The organism is Candidatus Hydrogenedentota bacterium, from assembly GCA_018005585.1.
In the GTDB taxonomy this organism is placed as follows: domain Bacteria; phylum Hydrogenedentota; class Hydrogenedentia; order Hydrogenedentales; family JAGMZX01; genus JAGMZX01.
The window spans coordinates 13,606-29,895 of sequence record JAGMZX010000031.1 but is presented as its reverse complement, the minus strand read 5'-3'; the positions used below and the strand labels follow the sequence as shown (position 1 = coordinate 29,895).

At 64.2% G+C, this 16,290-nt stretch carries 9 protein-coding genes; 2 read left to right on the top strand and 7 right to left on the bottom strand.

The window, feature by feature from the left end; translation table 11 throughout:
- Positions 1-15: 15 nt before the first annotated feature.
- Positions 16-3,816, bottom strand: coding sequence for a S8 family serine peptidase (locus KA184_07410; protein MBP8129396.1), 3,801 nt, complete (start codon positions 3,814-3,816; stop codon positions 16-18).
- Positions 3,817-3,992: 176 nt separating this feature from the next.
- Positions 3,993-5,837, bottom strand: coding sequence for a phosphoenolpyruvate carboxykinase (GTP) (locus KA184_07405; protein MBP8129395.1), 1,845 nt, complete (start codon positions 5,835-5,837; stop codon positions 3,993-3,995).
- Between the two features lie 410 nt (positions 5,838-6,247).
- Between KA184_07405 and KA184_07400 the strand changes: the two genes are divergently transcribed.
- Positions 6,248-7,420: an aminotransferase class V-fold PLP-dependent enzyme gene (locus KA184_07400; GenBank protein MBP8129394.1), complete on the top strand. Its 1,173-nt coding sequence runs from the start codon at positions 6,248-6,250 to the stop codon at positions 7,418-7,420.
- A 223-nt stretch (positions 7,421-7,643) separates the two neighbouring features.
- Entirely contained in the window at positions 7,644-8,495 is an 852-nt protein-coding gene (locus KA184_07395) for a DUF1559 domain-containing protein (GenBank protein MBP8129393.1), read from the top strand.
- 12 nt (positions 8,496-8,507) lie between these two features.
- On the opposite strand, the gene KA184_07390 is transcribed toward KA184_07395, so the two are convergent.
- The 5 genes from KA184_07390 to KA184_07370 all read right to left on the bottom strand — a co-directional run.
- On the bottom strand, positions 8,508-9,128 hold the full coding sequence (locus KA184_07390; protein ID MBP8129392.1) for a GNAT family N-acetyltransferase: 621 nt from the start codon (positions 9,126-9,128) through the stop codon (positions 8,508-8,510).
- Positions 9,129-9,144: 16 nt separating this feature from the next.
- Positions 9,145-9,819 (bottom strand): hypothetical protein, encoded by a 675-nt coding sequence (locus KA184_07385; protein ID MBP8129391.1) that lies wholly within the window; start codon positions 9,817-9,819, stop codon positions 9,145-9,147.
- Positions 9,820-9,896: 77 nt separating this feature from the next.
- Positions 9,897-11,300 (bottom strand): sigma 54-interacting transcriptional regulator, encoded by a 1,404-nt coding sequence (locus tag KA184_07380; protein MBP8129390.1) that lies wholly within the window; start codon positions 11,298-11,300, stop codon positions 9,897-9,899.
- Between the two features lie 60 nt (positions 11,301-11,360).
- On the bottom strand, positions 11,361-15,014 hold the full coding sequence (locus KA184_07375) for a tetratricopeptide repeat protein (GenBank protein MBP8129389.1): 3,654 nt from the start codon (positions 15,012-15,014) through the stop codon (positions 11,361-11,363).
- A gap of 139 nt (positions 15,015-15,153) precedes the next feature.
- On the bottom strand, positions 15,154-16,290 hold a 1,137-nt coding region (locus KA184_07370; GenBank protein MBP8129388.1), incomplete at its 5' end, for a hypothetical protein.

The window sequence follows — 16,290 nt, the reverse complement described above, 5'->3', positions numbered from 1 at the left end:
AGGAATGCGCGCGGATCAGCCGTTCCGGCGTTCTTGTCTCTTTCCCCTGCGCAGGCCAAGAAACGCCGCGCCGACCACACCAAATACGAGCGCATCCGCGAACCTGGCCGCGGCGCCCCGGTAGCCTTCGTCGGGCGCGCTGTAGCCGCCTTCGCCGCCTGCGTTGCGCGTGAGCACCCAATAGGTGTAGCGCGTGTACTGGGGCGTCGCCTCGCTGCACGCGCCGCCGCCGGACATTGTGGCCACCGCCGCGGTCGTGTCCTCAAATTGCGTTTCCGTAATCCAGCCGCTGACAGGCGCGCTGCCCGCAAGATTGGCGTCCGTTCCGCGGTGGACGCGGTATTCCGTGCGCCCCGGCACGTCGCTCCACGTAACCAGCACGTGCTGCACCGAGGTCCCATCCGAAGCGGCCAGATTAGCCGCTGGCGGGGGCGGTTGCGGCACGTTCGGATCCGAGCCCGCGCCGACTTCCACATCATCGGTGCGCCCGTCTTCATCCGAATCGCGCATGTAGGGGTCCGTCAGATAAAGAGATAGCTCGTCCGCGTCGGGCAGCGTGTCATCATCAGAATCGGTATCCACGTAGTTCGGAAGGCCGTCGCCGTCCGCGTCCAGCACGGTTTCCTCCGCGTCGGGAATGCCGTCGCCGTCGGAGTCGAGGTCCAAGTAGTTCGCATCGCCGTCGTTGTCCGAGTCCCCCGCGCCCTCCAGGATGTCCGGAATGCCGTCGTCGTCGGAATCCGTATCCAACGCATTAATGACGCCGTCGCCGTCCCAATCGGTGCGGCCTTCCGTCTTGTCGTCTATGCCGTCGCCGTCACTGTCAGGGGAGTAGGGGTCCGTGCGCGGTTGTTCCCATTCGAAGGTATCGGCAAGCCCGTCGTTGTCCGAGTCCAGGTCGAGGAAATTCGGAACCGTGTCCTCGTCCGGGTCATTCGTGCCCTCGATGGCGTCCGTGATGCCGTCGCCGTCGGCGTCGGTGTCGAACGCATTGGGCAAGCCGTCGCCGTCGGCATCCTGTCCGTCTTCGGTCAAGTCGGGGATCTGGTCGCCGTCACTGTCGCCCGCGGTAAGGATGGGCATCCAAACAGCGCGTTTCCCCGCGATGTTGTGATGATGCAGCAGCAATGCGCCCAGCGCGCCGCGCGCAGCGAACGCCTCCGCGTCGTATATCACGCCGATGCTACGCCCGTTCAGATCGAAATGGGTGGGTTGTCCGTCGTCCGCGACCGTGAACGCGAGGCCGGGCCGGGTCACATCGTACGAGGCGGACGCGCATGTGTCCATCACCTTCTCTTCGTCGTAACGGACCACGGAGCGCACGCGGAAACCGAAGGCGGCGTGCGCATCGGTCAATCCGAGCGACCCCGCGGAGACGGGCAGGCACAACACGTCGGACAGGAACAGCGCCGAATCGTAGCGCTGAGCCGAGTAGCCGTTGATGTAACCCTCCACTTCGTCCTGGCCGGCGAAATTGCTGAGCCGGGACACGAACACGTCGGAATCGAGGGGGGTGTTCGCCGGAAAAACGTTCGACGAGCTGTACAACAGGTAATCCGCGGCGTTGTCCTGGTTTACATCGATGCTAATCTCGAAGCGGATCCAGTTGAGCGAGTACCAGGGCGACCACGTCGCGATGCCGAAATACAGCATCGTATCGGCCACGGTCTTGCCCGCCACATAATCGCTCGTAACGCCGGCATACTTGATGTCCCCGGCGTCATCCAAACCTGAAATATCCGCCTCGTCTTCGTCGAACGTCAGGAGTTCAAAGGGCGTTACCAGCGACACGACGTCCACAGGATAGTCTTCGCCCGTATTGATGCCGGCGCCCGTGAGCTGGATATTCGCGTCCGTCGTCTCCTCGAAACGGAGTCCGCCCGCCGCCGTGCGCATGTCCGACGCGCGCCGCATAGTGGCGTAGAAAGGCGTCCGCAGAGGCACGAGGTCCGGCGAATCCGGCGTAAACGTTACGTAACCCGACAATTCGCTGATCCAGTGCCGTGTGTGTTCATTGAGCAATTCGCGCGCCGCGGGGTCGCGCGGGTGCTTCATGCGTGTGTAGTCCGCCTGAAATCCCACCTCGATATCTGCATACGCCCCCGGCGCGATCTGGCCGGTTTCTTGCGGCGAGACGAATATGCTGAGGCCAGGCAGATAGGTCAGCACATCCAGCGCCACATCGTATGACGCCGCGATCGCGCCCTTGTTCTCCACGCGCACATGACGCCGCTCGACTACCATGGCCGCCGCTTCACGCGTTTCGAATGTGAGGCTGACGCGCTCGGGATGCTCGAGGTCATACGCGATCACCCCGTTCGTTGCCGCGCTGACAGGGTCGATGCGGCCCGCGCCCGCATGTGCCGGCGCTTCGCGCGTGGGGTTGACGTCCGCGTCGTAGCGATACACGTTGTTGATGGCCGTGTTCATGATCAGGGCCTTCAATTCCGCCGCGGTCCAGTCCGGGTGCAATTCGCGCAAGAGCGCCATCACGCCCGCAACATGCGGGGCGGCCATCGAGGTGCCGCTGAGCACCGAGGTAAGGCTGTCCGGGTCGGAAGGGTTGAACAGGCGGGCCGACCGGATGCGCTTGCCCGGCGCGGCTACGTCCGGCTTCACAATCAGGCCCGCGGCTCCCTGCGACGGGCCGCGCGAAGAAAAGGAAGCCAGCCGGTCGGGGGACAGGTCCGTCTCCGTGGGGTCGTCGTCCTCGGATGCCGCGACGCTGATGACGCGGGGCGCGCAGCCCGGCGCGCCGGTCGCGAAATAGATATCCCCGTCGTTGCCCGCGGAAGCGACCACAACGACGCCGGCCAGCGCCGCATTGTCGCATGCGGCCGCCTCGGGCGCATCGTGCGGCGCGTAGTCGTCGCCGAGAGAAAGATTGATCACGTCCAAGTGGTCGGCAAAATCGCCATCGCCATCGGGATCAACGGCCCATTCGATGGCGGGTATCAGCACTTGCGAAGCTCCGGTTTCACCGAAGACTTTTAGCGCGTAAAGCGTTGCGTTTGGGGCCGCGCCAGGACCGATCTGAAGAGTCGCCATCGGCACATCGGGATTGTAACCGCCCACATAGGTCTTGCCCTGCGTGTCCACACCGAAACCCGCGACGGTGCCCGACACATGCGTGCCATGGCCGTGCTGGTCCATGGGGTCCGGGTCCGGCCTTGGAACGGAGAGGACCGGGTCATCGGGGTCATAGTCGTCGCCCACAAAGTCAAAGCCGCCCGCTACTTTCGCGGTGGGGAAGAATCCGTCCGTGATCACGCGCGTGTTGTTGTTCGCGTGGTCCTGCGCCGCGCCGCTGCCGCCGAAATCCGGGTGCAGGTAGTCAATGCCCGTGTCGATAACGCCGACCCGTACGCCCGTGCCGGTCAAGGCCATTCCCGCGCCGTCCCACACTGCCGGCACGTCGAGAAACGGCATGCTCGTCGTGTGCTGCACGTGAATGCGGCGCAGCCTGTGGACGGCACGCACCCCCGGCAACGCCCGCAGCGCCTCGACGGAAGCCGGGTCGGCGCTTACGGCGATGCCGTTATAGACACGCTGCACCCGGTACAAGACGCGCGCGCCGGGACTCTTCGCCGCCAAAGCGCTCAGGACCCGCTGCTGCTCCACATCGATAACCGCCAGCCTCGCCTTCACGGCGCTGGCAGCCTTTGCGAACGTTCCGCCCGCCTCCATGCCCTGCGCATGCGCCGCCGCCGCGGGCGGGGTTTCGAGTTCAAGCAGGAAGGCGTCCGCGGCCGCCATGTGCGTCAGAAAGGGAAACAGCGCCACGCAGACGGAGCAACAGGCAGCGGAACGAAGCATGGACACCTCTTCCTTCGTGAGACGGCCGGGGGGGACATGGCCGCGTCACATGTGAGAGAAACAGCGAAAGCACCACACGGTTACGCCGTTATTGTAACATACGAAAGAAGCGGCGTACTGCCCTCCAACGGCGAAAACCGCTCCCCTGCGCCCTGGAGTCACGCCTTCAGAGCATCTTATTCCGATTCACCCCCGTTGCTGGGCAACCATTCCTCGGGCGACCGGCGCAGTTGCGCCAGCGTAAGCCGGCGCTGCAGCTCCATCTCTTCGGGCAGTTTGTCGCCCATGAGCTTGAAAAGTTCGGCGTGGGACTCAAGTTCCGTTTCCCACGCGCGACGATTCACCAGGATCACCTGGTTGAACTTCTCGGGCGTAAATCCCTGGAGGCCGCCCCATTCAAGGTCGCAGTAGCGCGGAGTCCAGCCCAGCGGGTTTTCCTCGGCGCGTGCGCGGCCGTGCACGCGGTCGACAATCCACTTGAGGGCGCGCATGTTTTCGCCGAAACCGGGCCACGCGAATTCGCCCTCTGCGTCTCTCCGGAACCAGTTCACGCTGAAGATCAGAGGCGTGTGCGCGATCCTCCGCGCCATGTCGCACCAGTGGTTCCAGTACTCCGCCATGTGATAGCCGCAGAAGGGCAGCATGGCGAAGGGGTCGCGCCGCACCACGCCGACCTGGCCCGCGGCGGCGGCCGTCTGTTCCGAGCCCATAGTCGCGGCCAGATAGACGCCGTGCGTCCAACTGGACGCCTGCATGACCAACGGCACCGTGTCGCTGCGGCGGCCGCCAAACACGAACGCACTGATCGGCACGCCCTTCGGGTTCTCCCAGTTCGGGTCGGCGCAAGGGCAGTTCGACACCGGCGCCGTGAACCGCGCATTGGGATGCGACGCAGGCCGGCCGCAGTCCGGCGTCCATGCTTGTCCGCGCCAATCAGTAAGCCGCGCGGGCCGCTCTTCGGTCATGCCCTCCCACCAGACGTCGCCATCCTCGGTGAGCGCCACGTTCGTGAAGATGCTGTCATGGCTGACCGACTCCATGGCGTTCGGGTTCGATTGGTACGAAGTGCCGGGCGCAACACCGAAGAAACCGGCCTCGGGATTGATGGCGTAAAGGCGCCCGTCGGCCCCGGTCTTGATCCAGGCAATATCGTCACCGACCGTGGTCACTCTGTAACCCTCGAATGCGGGAGGCGGGATCAACATGGCAAGGTTCGTCTTGCCGCACGCGCTCGGGAACGCCGCCGCGACATAAGTCTTCTCTCCGCGCGGGTCCTCGATGCCCAGAATCAACATGTGCTCGGCGAGCCAGCCCTCTTCCCGGGCCATGACCGACGCAATGCGTAACGCAAAACACTTCTTGCCCAGCAAGGCGTTGCCGCCGTAGCCACTGCCAAACGACCAGATAGCCCGCTCTTCCGGGAAATGGACGATATACTTGTTGTCCTTGTTGCAGGGCCAGGGCACGTCCTGCTGGCCCGGTCCCAGCGGCGCGCCGACGGAGTGAAGACAGGGGATGAACTTGCCGTCGCCGAGCACTTCCCAAACAGCTTGGCCCATGCGCGTCATGATCCGCATGTTCATCACGACATAGGCCGAGTCTGTAATCTCGATGCCGATGTGCGCGATATTCGATCCGAGCGGGCCCATGCTGAACGGAATGACGTACATGGTGCGCCCGCGCATGCATCCGTCGAACAATCCGCGCAGTTCCGCTTTCATCTTCGCGGGCTCGACCCAGTGGTTCGTCGGCCCCGCGTCATCCCGGTTGCGGCTGCAAATGAACGTGCGGTCCTCGACGCGCGCGACGTCCGCCGGGTCCGACCGGAAATAATAGGAATTGGGGCGTTTCTTCTCATTCAGCTTGATCGCGGCCCCGTTGGCGACGAGTTCCGCGGCAAGCCGGTTGTATTCTTCCTGGGAACCGTCACACCAATGCACGTGGTCTGGCTTGCAGAGCGCAGCCATTTCTTCGATCCAGGCTATCGCGCCCGCATTGTGTACATAGCTCGGACATTGCATGTGGCTTGCTCCTTCCTGTCTTTGCCGCAACAACCATCCTGACCACGCCCGTTCCTCGCCTGCACGGGAGTGTTTCCCATGCTGCGTTCGCGCCGCTGCCTCCCTCGTTCCCCCGACCAGATATGGCTCACTTCCTGATCGTGCTCCCTGGGATGCGCATTTTCGGGACAGATGGCCCTTGTCACACCGCCCGCCGCTCACGGCCGCGAAAACCCCATCGCCACGCCGCCTGCGCCCATTCAGACCCGGATTTCAAAGGGTATACTTGAAAAAGAAGTATACGCGAAACGCAGCGCGCGTGTCCACAGCTCAATCCCACAGTCAATCCCGCCTGGGGCCGGGTCCCGAGCAACGGTTTTCGGACAAACACGGGTTTACTTCCACCCCTCAATTCGCTACACTGCCGCGCCATGACACTGCATGACATCATTCACGACGAGGCCATGCGCCGCCGCGAATTTCCTGTCGCGGAAACCTGCGCCTTCTTCGCCAACGCGGGCGTGGCGCCGCTGCCGCGCGTCGCGGCGGAGGCGCTCGCCGGGTTCGGCCGCGCCGGGTCCCGCGCCAGCCAGGAAAACGCGCGCACCGAAGCGGTGGACCGTCAGGCCCGCGCGCTTGCCGCGGCGCTGGTCGGGGCCGCGCCCGAGGAGATTTCGCTGATTGGGCCCACATCGCTGGGCCTGAATATCGTGGCGCTCGGCCTCGGGTGGCAACCAGGCGAAGAGGTAGTCTTCTACGCCGACGACTACCCCGCGAACGTGTATCCCTGGGCAGCGCTTGCGCGGCGCGGTGTGCGGCCCGTCGGTCTGGCGCCTGAGCAGCCGGGAGTCCTGACTTGGGAAGTTGTCGAGGCGGCCCTCACGGAACGGACCCGGCTCGTCGCGCTCGCCTCATGCCATTTCATGAGCGGATACCGCATCGACATCGACGCAATCGGCCGGCGCCTGCACGAGCGCGGCATCCTGTTCTGCCTCGACGGCATCCAGACCCTTGGCGCGTTCCCGGTCTCCGTGCGCCACGTCGATTTCTTGAGCGCCGACGCGCACAAGTGGCTGCTCGGACCCATCGGCGCGGGCATCTTCTATGTGAAACAGTCGCGGCAGGAACTCCTGCCGCCGCCGCTGCTCGGCTCATGGAATGTTCACTCGCCGGACTACGTCGCCCAGGAAACCAGGCAATATCACCAGGGCGGCCGCCGTTACGAAACCGGGTCGCTCAATCTGCCAGGCATATTCGGCATGGCCGCGGCGCTCGAATTGCTTCTGGATTTTGGGATCGATACGATAGCGGCACGCGTGCTCGAACTGCGCCGCTATTTCCTCGAACGCGTGCGCCCGCTCGGCTACCAGCTGTATCTCGAAGAGTGGGACCAGTCCGCCGCCGCATCCGACGCACACCGCAGCGCAATTATCTCGATTCGCCATCCCGGCCGCGACATGGACACGGTCTGCCGCAAACTCCAAACGGGGGGGATCATTGTCTCACTGCGTCGAAACCGCCGCGGCGTCGCGTTTCTGCGCTTCTCCCCCCACTGCTACAACACGGAAGAAGAACTCGACAGGGCGATAGACATACTCCGTTAGATTCCGCGGATGCACGCCTCGCCCCTACGAAGCGCGGGCAAGGCGACCCGGCTCTTTAAGCGGTATCTTCCTATCGAACGTGCAATTCTGCCCGTCATATGGATAATGGGATAACTTCCAGACAGATAATGGGCCTTTGCACCTCAACGGCGGTGAGGTATACTCAAAGGGGGGCTGCGAAGAAGTTGCCTCGAAGGTAAACGCAGGAGGACTTATCATGAGCATGTTGCGTATCAAGGGATTCACACTCATAGAGCTATTGGTCGTCATTGCGATCATCGGCATTCTGGCCGCCATTCTCTTGCCGGCGCTGGCGCGGGTGCGCGAGTCCGCACGGCGGGCCAGTTGCCAGAACAATCTCAAGGAACTGGGCCTGGTCTTCAACATGTACGCGAACGAAGACCCGGGCGAGCTCTTCCCGCCGATGAAGCTCTACGATTGCGGCGGCAATATCGCCAAGGACTGCTCGTTCGACGGGCCAATGGTCTACCCCGAGTACCTGAACGACCCGGACATCTGTGTCTGCCCGTCAGACAGCGACCATGCCGAAGTGCGGAAGGCATTCCACCGGAACAATGATTTGGACGAACCCGTGGAGCCATGCCGGCTGGCGCGGGGCAGCTACTACTATCTGGGCTGGGCGTTCTGCCGGCACGCGGTGGTACGCCCCGGCGGCGTGGTCCCCGAGGACCCGGCATCCGTGAGCATCAATGACCTGGGCACGATCCTCGCCTTCCTGAATCCGGAACTGGTCGATGCGGTCTACGACAAGCTGGTAAGCGGCACGTACACCATAGAAGACAAAATGAATGATCTGGGGCCGGTCCCCCGTCTGCGGATGGGCATCGAGCGCTTCTTCATCACGGACATCAACAATCCCGCGGCAAGCGCGAAGGCCGCGAGCGAGATACCCATCACTTGGGACGAGATCGCGGTGTACGGCAAGGCCGAGACGTTCAATCACGTGCCGGGCGGCGGCAACTGCCTGTACCTGGATGGCCACGTGCGATACCTGCGCTGGCCGAGCGAATTCCCGGCGGACACGCTGGGCATGTTGCTGTCGTTCTTGTTCTAACGGCGGGGCTGCTCATCCTCGCGCAAGGGCCGCGGGTTCCGGCTCGCGGCCCAGCGAGAACGTCCGTACCTCCGGGGCGAGCGGAGTCTCGCGCATCAACCGAAACCCGAAGCGCTCGTAATAGGCCACATTGCGCGGATTATGCGTGATCACGTAGCACCGGAGACGCCCGGCGTCGGCCTGCTGCGTAACCCGGTGGATCAGCGACCCGCCCGCACCCTTGCCCTGGTGTGGCGGGTCCACGGCCAGAATATCCAGGTACCAATAGGGCGCCTGAAACGCGGCCGCGTGCGACTCGACGTCCTCATAGGAATGCTGCATCCGGCGCATGGCCCGCCAACCGACGCGGAGCGGCGTTCCCAGCAGGCCCGCGCACGCGATACGCCAGAACGTGATGCGCTCGCGCCCGCCCGGCGGCCACCACACCGCAACGCCTTCGCCGCCGCAAGTGGTGAAATTGCCGCCGAGCGGCGCCACGACGCGAAACCATCGCGCGTGAATCCACGCCAATTGCCGCTGACGCGCCCCAGCGTCGGGCAGCATGAACCGCATCAGCGGGTCGTCCGCGAACGCGCGCGCGGTTACCGCCCCGGCGGCAGCATAGGCGCCGGGAGTCAACGGGACGACTTCCATGAGACTTCCCCGCGGCTTATTGGACCTTCACAATGACCGTATCCACGCGCACGGTGACCGCGCCGCGCTGGTCTTTGCCCGCCGGCGTCACAAACGATAATTGCGCCGTGTCGCCTTCCGCCGTGCCGGAAACAGACAGCGACTGCAGGTATTCGGTCTCGGGCCGCACGTATACTTGGCTCGCCGAGACGGTCGGTTCCGCATCGAAGTCCGTGAATCCCATACGCAAATCTTCGATGTTCGACAAATCCAGTTTCGGTGCGCCCGCCTTGAAACGCAAGAGTATTTCGGCGTGGGGCTTGCTCGTGCTCCAGACATCCGGATTTGGGTTGGGTTTGACCTTGCGCAGCGCCTCGATATCGGCGCCTCCAATCACCTGGTTCCGCTCGTCGTCCGTGAGCTCAAACGGATACAGCGTAACGCGCAGGGTCTGTTCACGCCGGTGCCACACGGCGCAGGCCGTGTGCAGCGCGAGTTCGAGCCCGTTACGTTTCGCCGTGCCTTCCGCACTGAGCAGCGGCCCCGCAACCGCGGCCGGCGCGCCCGTGGGCGCCGCAGCGGGAGCCGCGTCAGGCGGCGGCGCGGCGTTGTCGGTCGCCCCCGCAGGCGGCGGGGCCGGCTGCGAACATCCGTAAAGGGCCAGCACCAGGACCACGGCCAAGAACAATCCCATCCCGAACAGGTTTCGCATGGTTCATCTCCCAAACTTGCGGTTTGCTGCGTATACCATACCCCGGGCGCGATTTTGGTTCACTTGCCCCGGCTTCTTCAGGGCGGCTCAGGCCGCAGCGGCACGCCCAGCGCTTTCATGTGACGCCACACCGACGTGCGGTCCATGCCCAGCCGCCGCGCGGCCTCGGCCTTGTTCCAGCCGGTTGCTTCCAGCGCCTGCACCAACACATCGCGCGTAACCTTCCCGCGCCGCGCAGGACCCTCGTACGCCGCGCGCCGCGCATTCTCGGGCTCTGCCGCGCATACCCCGGCACGCCGCAACTCGACCGGCAGGTCGAAGGGGCCGATCAGCCCCCCGGCGCAGGTCACGAACCCGTGTGCAATCGCGTTTTCCAGTTCGCGCACGTTGCCCGGCCATGCGTGGTCCATCACCATCCGCATCGCATCCGGCGTCAGGCCTGTAATGGCCTTGCCCGTCCGCTCGCGAAACAGGCGCACGAAATGCTCCGTCAGCGGGCCGATGTCCTCCTTGCGCTCGCGCAACGGCGGCAGGTGTATCGGGAAAACCTTGAGCCGGTAGTACAGGTCCTCCCGGAACAGACCCTCGCGCGCGAGCGCCGTCAGGTCACGGTGCGTCGCCGCGATAACCCGCACGTCCACGCGGCGCGTGAGACTCTCGCCCACGCGCTCAATGGTCCGCTCCTGCAATACGCGCAGCAGCTTGACCTGGATGACCGGCGGCATCTCGCCCACCTCGTCAAGGAATAGCGTGCCGCCGTGCGCGCTCTCAAATCGCCCTACCTTGTCGTGGATGGCGCCGGTGAATGCACCGCGCACGTGCCCGAACAGTTCGCTCTCCAGCAACGGCTCGGACAGCGCAGTGCAGTTTACCGTAACCAGGGGGCCATCCTTGCGGGCGCTGTGATGATGGGTCGCCCGCGCCACGAGTTCCTTGCCCGCGCCGGTTTCGCCCAGGATGAGCACGGTCTCCTCGGACGCCGCGGCGAGTTCAATGAGCCGGAACACCTCGCGCATGCGCGCGCCGCGGCCAACGATGTTGTGAAACGCGGCGATTTCGCGCGCTTCCTCGCGAAGCAACCGGTTCTCGCGTTGTAGTTCGCGCAAGCGCGACAAATCCGTGAAGGTCGTCACGCTCCCGACGGTCTCGCCCCGCTCGTCTCGCAACACGCGCGCCGACACCAGCAGCGGCGCCTCAACCCCGTCCTTGCGCCGAACGAAAACCTCTTCGCCTTCCACCCTGCCCTCGATGGCCGCGCCGCAATCGATGAAGCCCAGAATGCGGCCCTCGATCTGGGGCCGGTCATGACGCAGGAACGCGCAGGACTGGCCCAGCGCCTCCGCCGCCGTGTAGCCGGTAAGCCGTTCCATCGCGCGGTTCCAGCGGCGGATGCGCCGGCCGGCGTCCATGACCATGACGCCGTCGGCCATGCTGTCAAGCACCGCCTGCAATTCCAGGATTTCGCGCGGCGTCTTCTCCATGGGCGCAGCATAGCACGGCCCCGGCGCAGCACTGCAAAAACCGCGGCGCGCGAACCGCAATCAGGGTTTCGGTGCTTCGGAGGCTTCAGGCCCCGTGGTCGCGCGCGCCGTTGCGTCCCGAAGCATGTCCGCCACGGGTACGTTAGCGGGATCAACCAGCAGCGCGTCGCGATACGCCTGGCAAGCGTCGTTAAGCCGCCCCACGCGCTCGAATGCCTTGCCCAAGGCAACAAGCGCGGTGACTTTGTCCTGCGACGCGCGCGCCGCGGCATCCTGAAAGTAACGCAGCGCCTCTTCCTGCCGCCCCATGCGCTCGTAAGCGCCTGCAAGACCCATATAGCCGCCAGGCTGGTCCGGTTGTTGAGCGATCAGTGCTTCGAAGCGGGCGATGCCCTCCTCCCCGCGCTGCGCGTCGGCGTATGCCCGGCCCAGGTTCAAGAAGGGCAGCACCCGGTGGGGATACGCATCGGCCACTTCGCTCAGGGTCGTCAGGGCCTCCTCCAAGCGGCCCGTCTCCAGATAGAGCGAGCCCAGCCGGGTCTTGACCGGAAACGTCATTTCGCCAACGGGCGACTCGCGCAGCGCCGCAAGACACCTATTGACCGCTTCCGATGTGCGTCCCAGCGCGACCAGGACATCCACCATGTAGAGAACAGCCTCCGGGTTGCCGGGCGATGCCTGCCGCACCTGCTCAAACAGTTCGAGAGCCTCTTCGAGGCGCCCTGCGCGACTTGCTTCTTTCGCCCTCGCGGTCATCTTTCCACCCGTTCCGCCACCGGCCAGCAGGGGCGGCGGTGGCGGCGGCCCCGTCGTGTCCTTTCGTTGCGCCGCTCCCAGGTACCGGCGAACGGTCTGCGAGTCTGGATAACGCGCAGCAGCCTCCTCGAATGCGGCGATGCGCGCCTCGTCTCCTTGTCCTGCCGGAAACAGCCTGTACAAGACCGCACAAAGCAAATCGCTCTCCGGGAATTCGCCCAAGGCATCAAGACAGAGACTGGCCGCTTCCTGTGGATTCCCACGCGCTGCCCGCGCTTGCACGCGCCGCGCCAACAACGTCGTCAGCGCCGTTGTACACCGTGCGTCTTTCGGCGCAAGAGCGCAAGCGTTGCGAAGCGCCTGCTCGGCACCGATTTCGTCCCCGGTCTGTCCCAGGACCAATCCCAAGAAAAGCCGCGGCATGGGCTCATCAGGCCGTTCACGCGCCAGCGATTCGAGCATCCGGGCGCAATCCCGCAGCGCGTCGCGCTGTCGATAGAAAGCCACCAAGCGGTCCAGCAGGTCATACTCCCACGGGTGTTCCCGCGCCGTCTCGAGATACACTGCTTCCGCACGTTCCGGTTCTCCCGCCTGAATCCAGGCATCCGCCTCCAGGACGGCAAGCGCTACAGGGTCGGGGCGCAACGCTCTCGCCTCACGGACTGTTTCCAGAGCCCGTTGCGGCGCTTCCCTGTCCAGAAATGCGCGGCCGAGGGCAAGGAATTCGGCGGCCATCGAGGCGTTGAGACCGATGTCAGACGGGCCAAGGGCTGCAGCCTGTATATAGGCCTGAAAGGCCGCCTCCGGGTCGCCTGCGGCCACGTGTGCGCGGCCCAGGAACATCCACGCCAGCGCGGATTCCGGATGCTCCGCGGTAGCGCGTCGCCATTCTTCGATTAAGCCTGCGCAATCGCCGCGTTTCAAGTAAATAGACGCGAGTTTCTCGCAATAGAACGGGTTTTCGGGCTGCGCCTCGATGGCCGCACGATAGGCCTGCATGGCTTCTCCTTGTTGGTTCATCGCGAGCAGCAGGTCCCCCTCCGCCCCGCGCAGTGGACCAAACGTCGGGAATTTTGCGATTGCGTCACGCAACACGGCCAACGCGCGTGCGTCCTGCCCGTCCGTATGAAGGCAGTGGCTGTACAGGGTCAGCGTATCGGGGTCCTCCGGGCATAGCGCCAGCGCTTGTTCGCAATATGCAATTGCCCCCCGGTAATCGCCCTCACCGGCCAGACACTCGCCCAGAAGCCGATAGCCGCGCGGCCGGTACGGATGATGCTCGGCCACGAGACGCGCCTGCTCCTTCGCTTCCTGGACCTTGCCGATCTGCAAGAGCGCGTTGACATAACGCGCCCGCAGAAAATAGTCTTCGCCGAACTCCTCAAGCGAATGCCGCAGGGTTTCTGACTGCTCTTCCAGCGACGGCGGAGTCAGTTCGTCGTGCAATGCGGCGGTCTGCTCCTCGAGATACGGCAGTGAGCCGACGCCCGCGGCCTTATTCCCGTCGAGCACGGCCTGCAGGTCTTGAATCCGGCTGAAATAGCCGAGCAGTTCCGCACAGCGCGCCGCGGACAACTCGTCCGCAGCCGTGTTCTCGTGTGCGACTATCCATTCGGGCAGCACGGGGCGCAAGTCGTCGAACAGCGCTTTCGCAATGAAATAGCTCCCCTCAAAATTGCTGTGGCAGGAGTCGGGATAGAATTCCGCCCCTACTACGCCATGAGGGCTCACTGCGGCGAGCGCCCCCGCAACATCAACCAGCGTCACGTCTTCGCTAGCGAAACGCGCGGCCGTTTCCCGGATGATCTGGCCGTGTCGCGTCTTGCTGCGCGCCCAGAAGAATCCATCCCAGTCCAGCGCCGCCGTGAAGTGCTCGCGCGCCTGATCGTACTCCCCCAATTCCCAGTAGCATTGCGCCACGCGGAAGCGCAGTTCGGCATAGGTGTCGTCGAGACCCAGCGCCTGCTGATAAGCGGAAAGCGCTTCCCGGAACTTGCCCTGCTCCTGCAAGTTCCGGCCCTCGGCAAAAGCCTGGTCCCACTGGGCCAGTTGCTCGGGCGACAGTTCACGATAATGTGCGGAGTCTTTCGGCGACCAGTGGCGTAGATTCGCGCCTACCGTCGCGAGCAGCGTGCGCCCGCCCGCCCGGTGCGCCGTCCGGCACATCGCTTCGAGATTAGCGGCAAAATTCCCGTATATCTTTTCGACCCCGGGCTGCGTAATGCGCAAATTCGCAATCGCTTCTCCGGAAATAACGAAAGTGTCCGCCGGTTGCGCGCCAAACACTTGCTCATGCAGCGCCCGCAACAGCTGGAAAACGCGGAATTCAGTCATTGCGAAGAAGAGTTGTACCAGGTCCGCATCCGGCACGTCGCCATTCGCGGCAATCGCATTGGCGCTGAAGGGTCCCCCAAACTCATTGTTCCCGACATACAGAATATAGAGATCGGGGTCAAACGCGGCACATGCGGTCGCGACGCGGCGCAATGCATGCGAGTTCAGCGCGACATAGGCCGCGTTGTAGACCTCAAAGCGCGCACCTGGATACTTGTTCTTGAGCATGATCTCCAGAATGCGCGAAAAGGAATACTCATAAGAGGGCCAACCCATTGCGGCGGACTCGCCGAACACGAAGATGCGGCAGGTATTCTCCGGCTTCTCGGCCGTAATGGCCCACGCCGCCGGTTCCCAAAGGTCCGGCGGGATGGGTAGGCCGTAGAATTGTTCCATGAACGCCCGGTTGCGGAAATACACTACTTGCCCGTCGATCGTCTTCTTGATGAAGGGCGCGACATCCATGCCATAGCCGACGGCGCGCAAGGTCCCTTCAAGGCCCACGAGTATCACGGCGGGTATGAGCAGGACACCCACAACCCAGGACAGGAGACGCCGCGCCGCGCGCATCAGAGCGCCGGGATTCCGGGCCGGCGGCAGCGGGGAAGTCGTCTGGTTGGTCATAACGCTTGCTGACCTTGAGCCCAATGGGTTTGAAGAAAACTATACGGGCGCGGCCCCGGAATCACAACCCGACGACAAGAAAAGATGCGCCCCCTCCCTCACCGTCCGCGGGAGGGGAAACGCATCATTTCGAAGCCGCCTAATTCACAAGCCCCGGGCAGTAGTCGTCTTCCGTGCCGTCGCCCGGGCAATAATGGTATCCACCACTGTTGTAGAATTGTATTATCCGAAGTAATTCTACGATGTCTACATCCCAGTCCGGTCCGCCCGGATTGTAGTCGCTGTCATGCGGCGAGCAACCCTGGTTGCCGCCCGCACCGGGCACGTACCCGTCTTCCGTGCTGCCCGGCTCTGCCGCGCACTGAAATCCGCCCGAATTGTAAAACTGAATCACGCGCAGCAGTTCCGTGAGATCGATGCGGTGGTTTTCGTTCCGGTCGGACGTGTGGATGCCCGTCGGGGTCTCGCCGGCCCGCCTGGCGCACTCGCTCGCATTGTCCGTGCCGGGGCCTGGGACAGCCACCTGGTACAACCCCTCGTGCTGCGGCGCGTTCCAGCTTGGCCACGTGAACGCCGGGTCGTATTGCACGGCATTTGCGCTGGTCGTGAGGCCCGGCGCTCCAGCGGCAAGCTGCACGTCGGCCGTCCAGCCCGCCGCGTCAGACGTCAGCACCCCAAACCGGCCGTTCACGCCGTCGTAGTGCGCGTTCCGCAGCACGACGCTAATCTCCGCGGCTGCGCCGGGCACAGGCGTCGCCGGGTCAAAATTGACCTCGCATGACGGCGGCGCCCACGTCGTGACAAGGACACAGTCATCGCCCGCTACGTACTGGCCCGACCCCTGCGGCGACTCAATCTCGTAGGTCACGGTGTAAGTCACGGCGTCGGCCGTTGCGCCGGGTGAGCCGTCGGCGGCCGTGCTGACATTCAGAGTGGCGGAAGTGCCCGGGTCGGCAACCAGGCCAAAGTAGCCGTCACTGCCCAGAATCACAATCCGGTCCACGGCTTCAGGAACGTCAAACGTGAACGTCAATGACCCGCCGCTGCCTCCGACGGCGGGGTCCAGATACCCGATCTCAATTGAGGTGCCGGAGGCGTCGCCCAGATTGTCCTTGACTGTCGCATTCGCACAATCGATCGGTTCGACAGCTTCACCCTCTCCTTCACCCTCTCCTTCACCCTCTCCTTCACCCTCTCCTTCACCCTCTCCTTCACCCTCTCCTTCACCCTCTCCTTCACCCTCTCCTTCACCCTCTCCTTCACCCTCTCCTTCACC

What these genes read in the sequence shown, in the direction of transcription:
- KA184_07410 (MBP8129396.1), bottom strand. Translation starts at nt 3,816, where the DNA reads ATGCTTCGTTCCGCTGCCTGTTGCTCCGTCTGCGTGGCGCTGTTTCCC.
- KA184_07405 (MBP8129395.1), bottom strand. Translation starts at nt 5,837, where the DNA reads ATGCAATGTCCGAGCTATGTACACAATGCGGGCGCGATAGCCTGGATC.
- KA184_07400 (MBP8129394.1), top strand. Translation starts at nt 6,248, where the DNA reads ATGACACTGCATGACATCATTCACGACGAGGCCATGCGCCGCCGCGAA.
- KA184_07395 (MBP8129393.1), top strand. Translation starts at nt 7,644, where the DNA reads ATGTTGCGTATCAAGGGATTCACACTCATAGAGCTATTGGTCGTCATT.
- KA184_07390 (MBP8129392.1), bottom strand. Translation starts at nt 9,128, where the DNA reads ATGGAAGTCGTCCCGTTGACTCCCGGCGCCTATGCTGCCGCCGGGGCG.
- KA184_07385 (MBP8129391.1), bottom strand. Translation starts at nt 9,819, where the DNA reads ATGCGAAACCTGTTCGGGATGGGATTGTTCTTGGCCGTGGTCCTGGTG.
- KA184_07380 (MBP8129390.1), bottom strand. Translation starts at nt 11,300, where the DNA reads ATGGAGAAGACGCCGCGCGAAATCCTGGAATTGCAGGCGGTGCTTGAC.
- KA184_07375 (MBP8129389.1), bottom strand. Translation starts at nt 15,014, where the DNA reads ATGACCAACCAGACGACTTCCCCGCTGCCGCCGGCCCGGAATCCCGGC.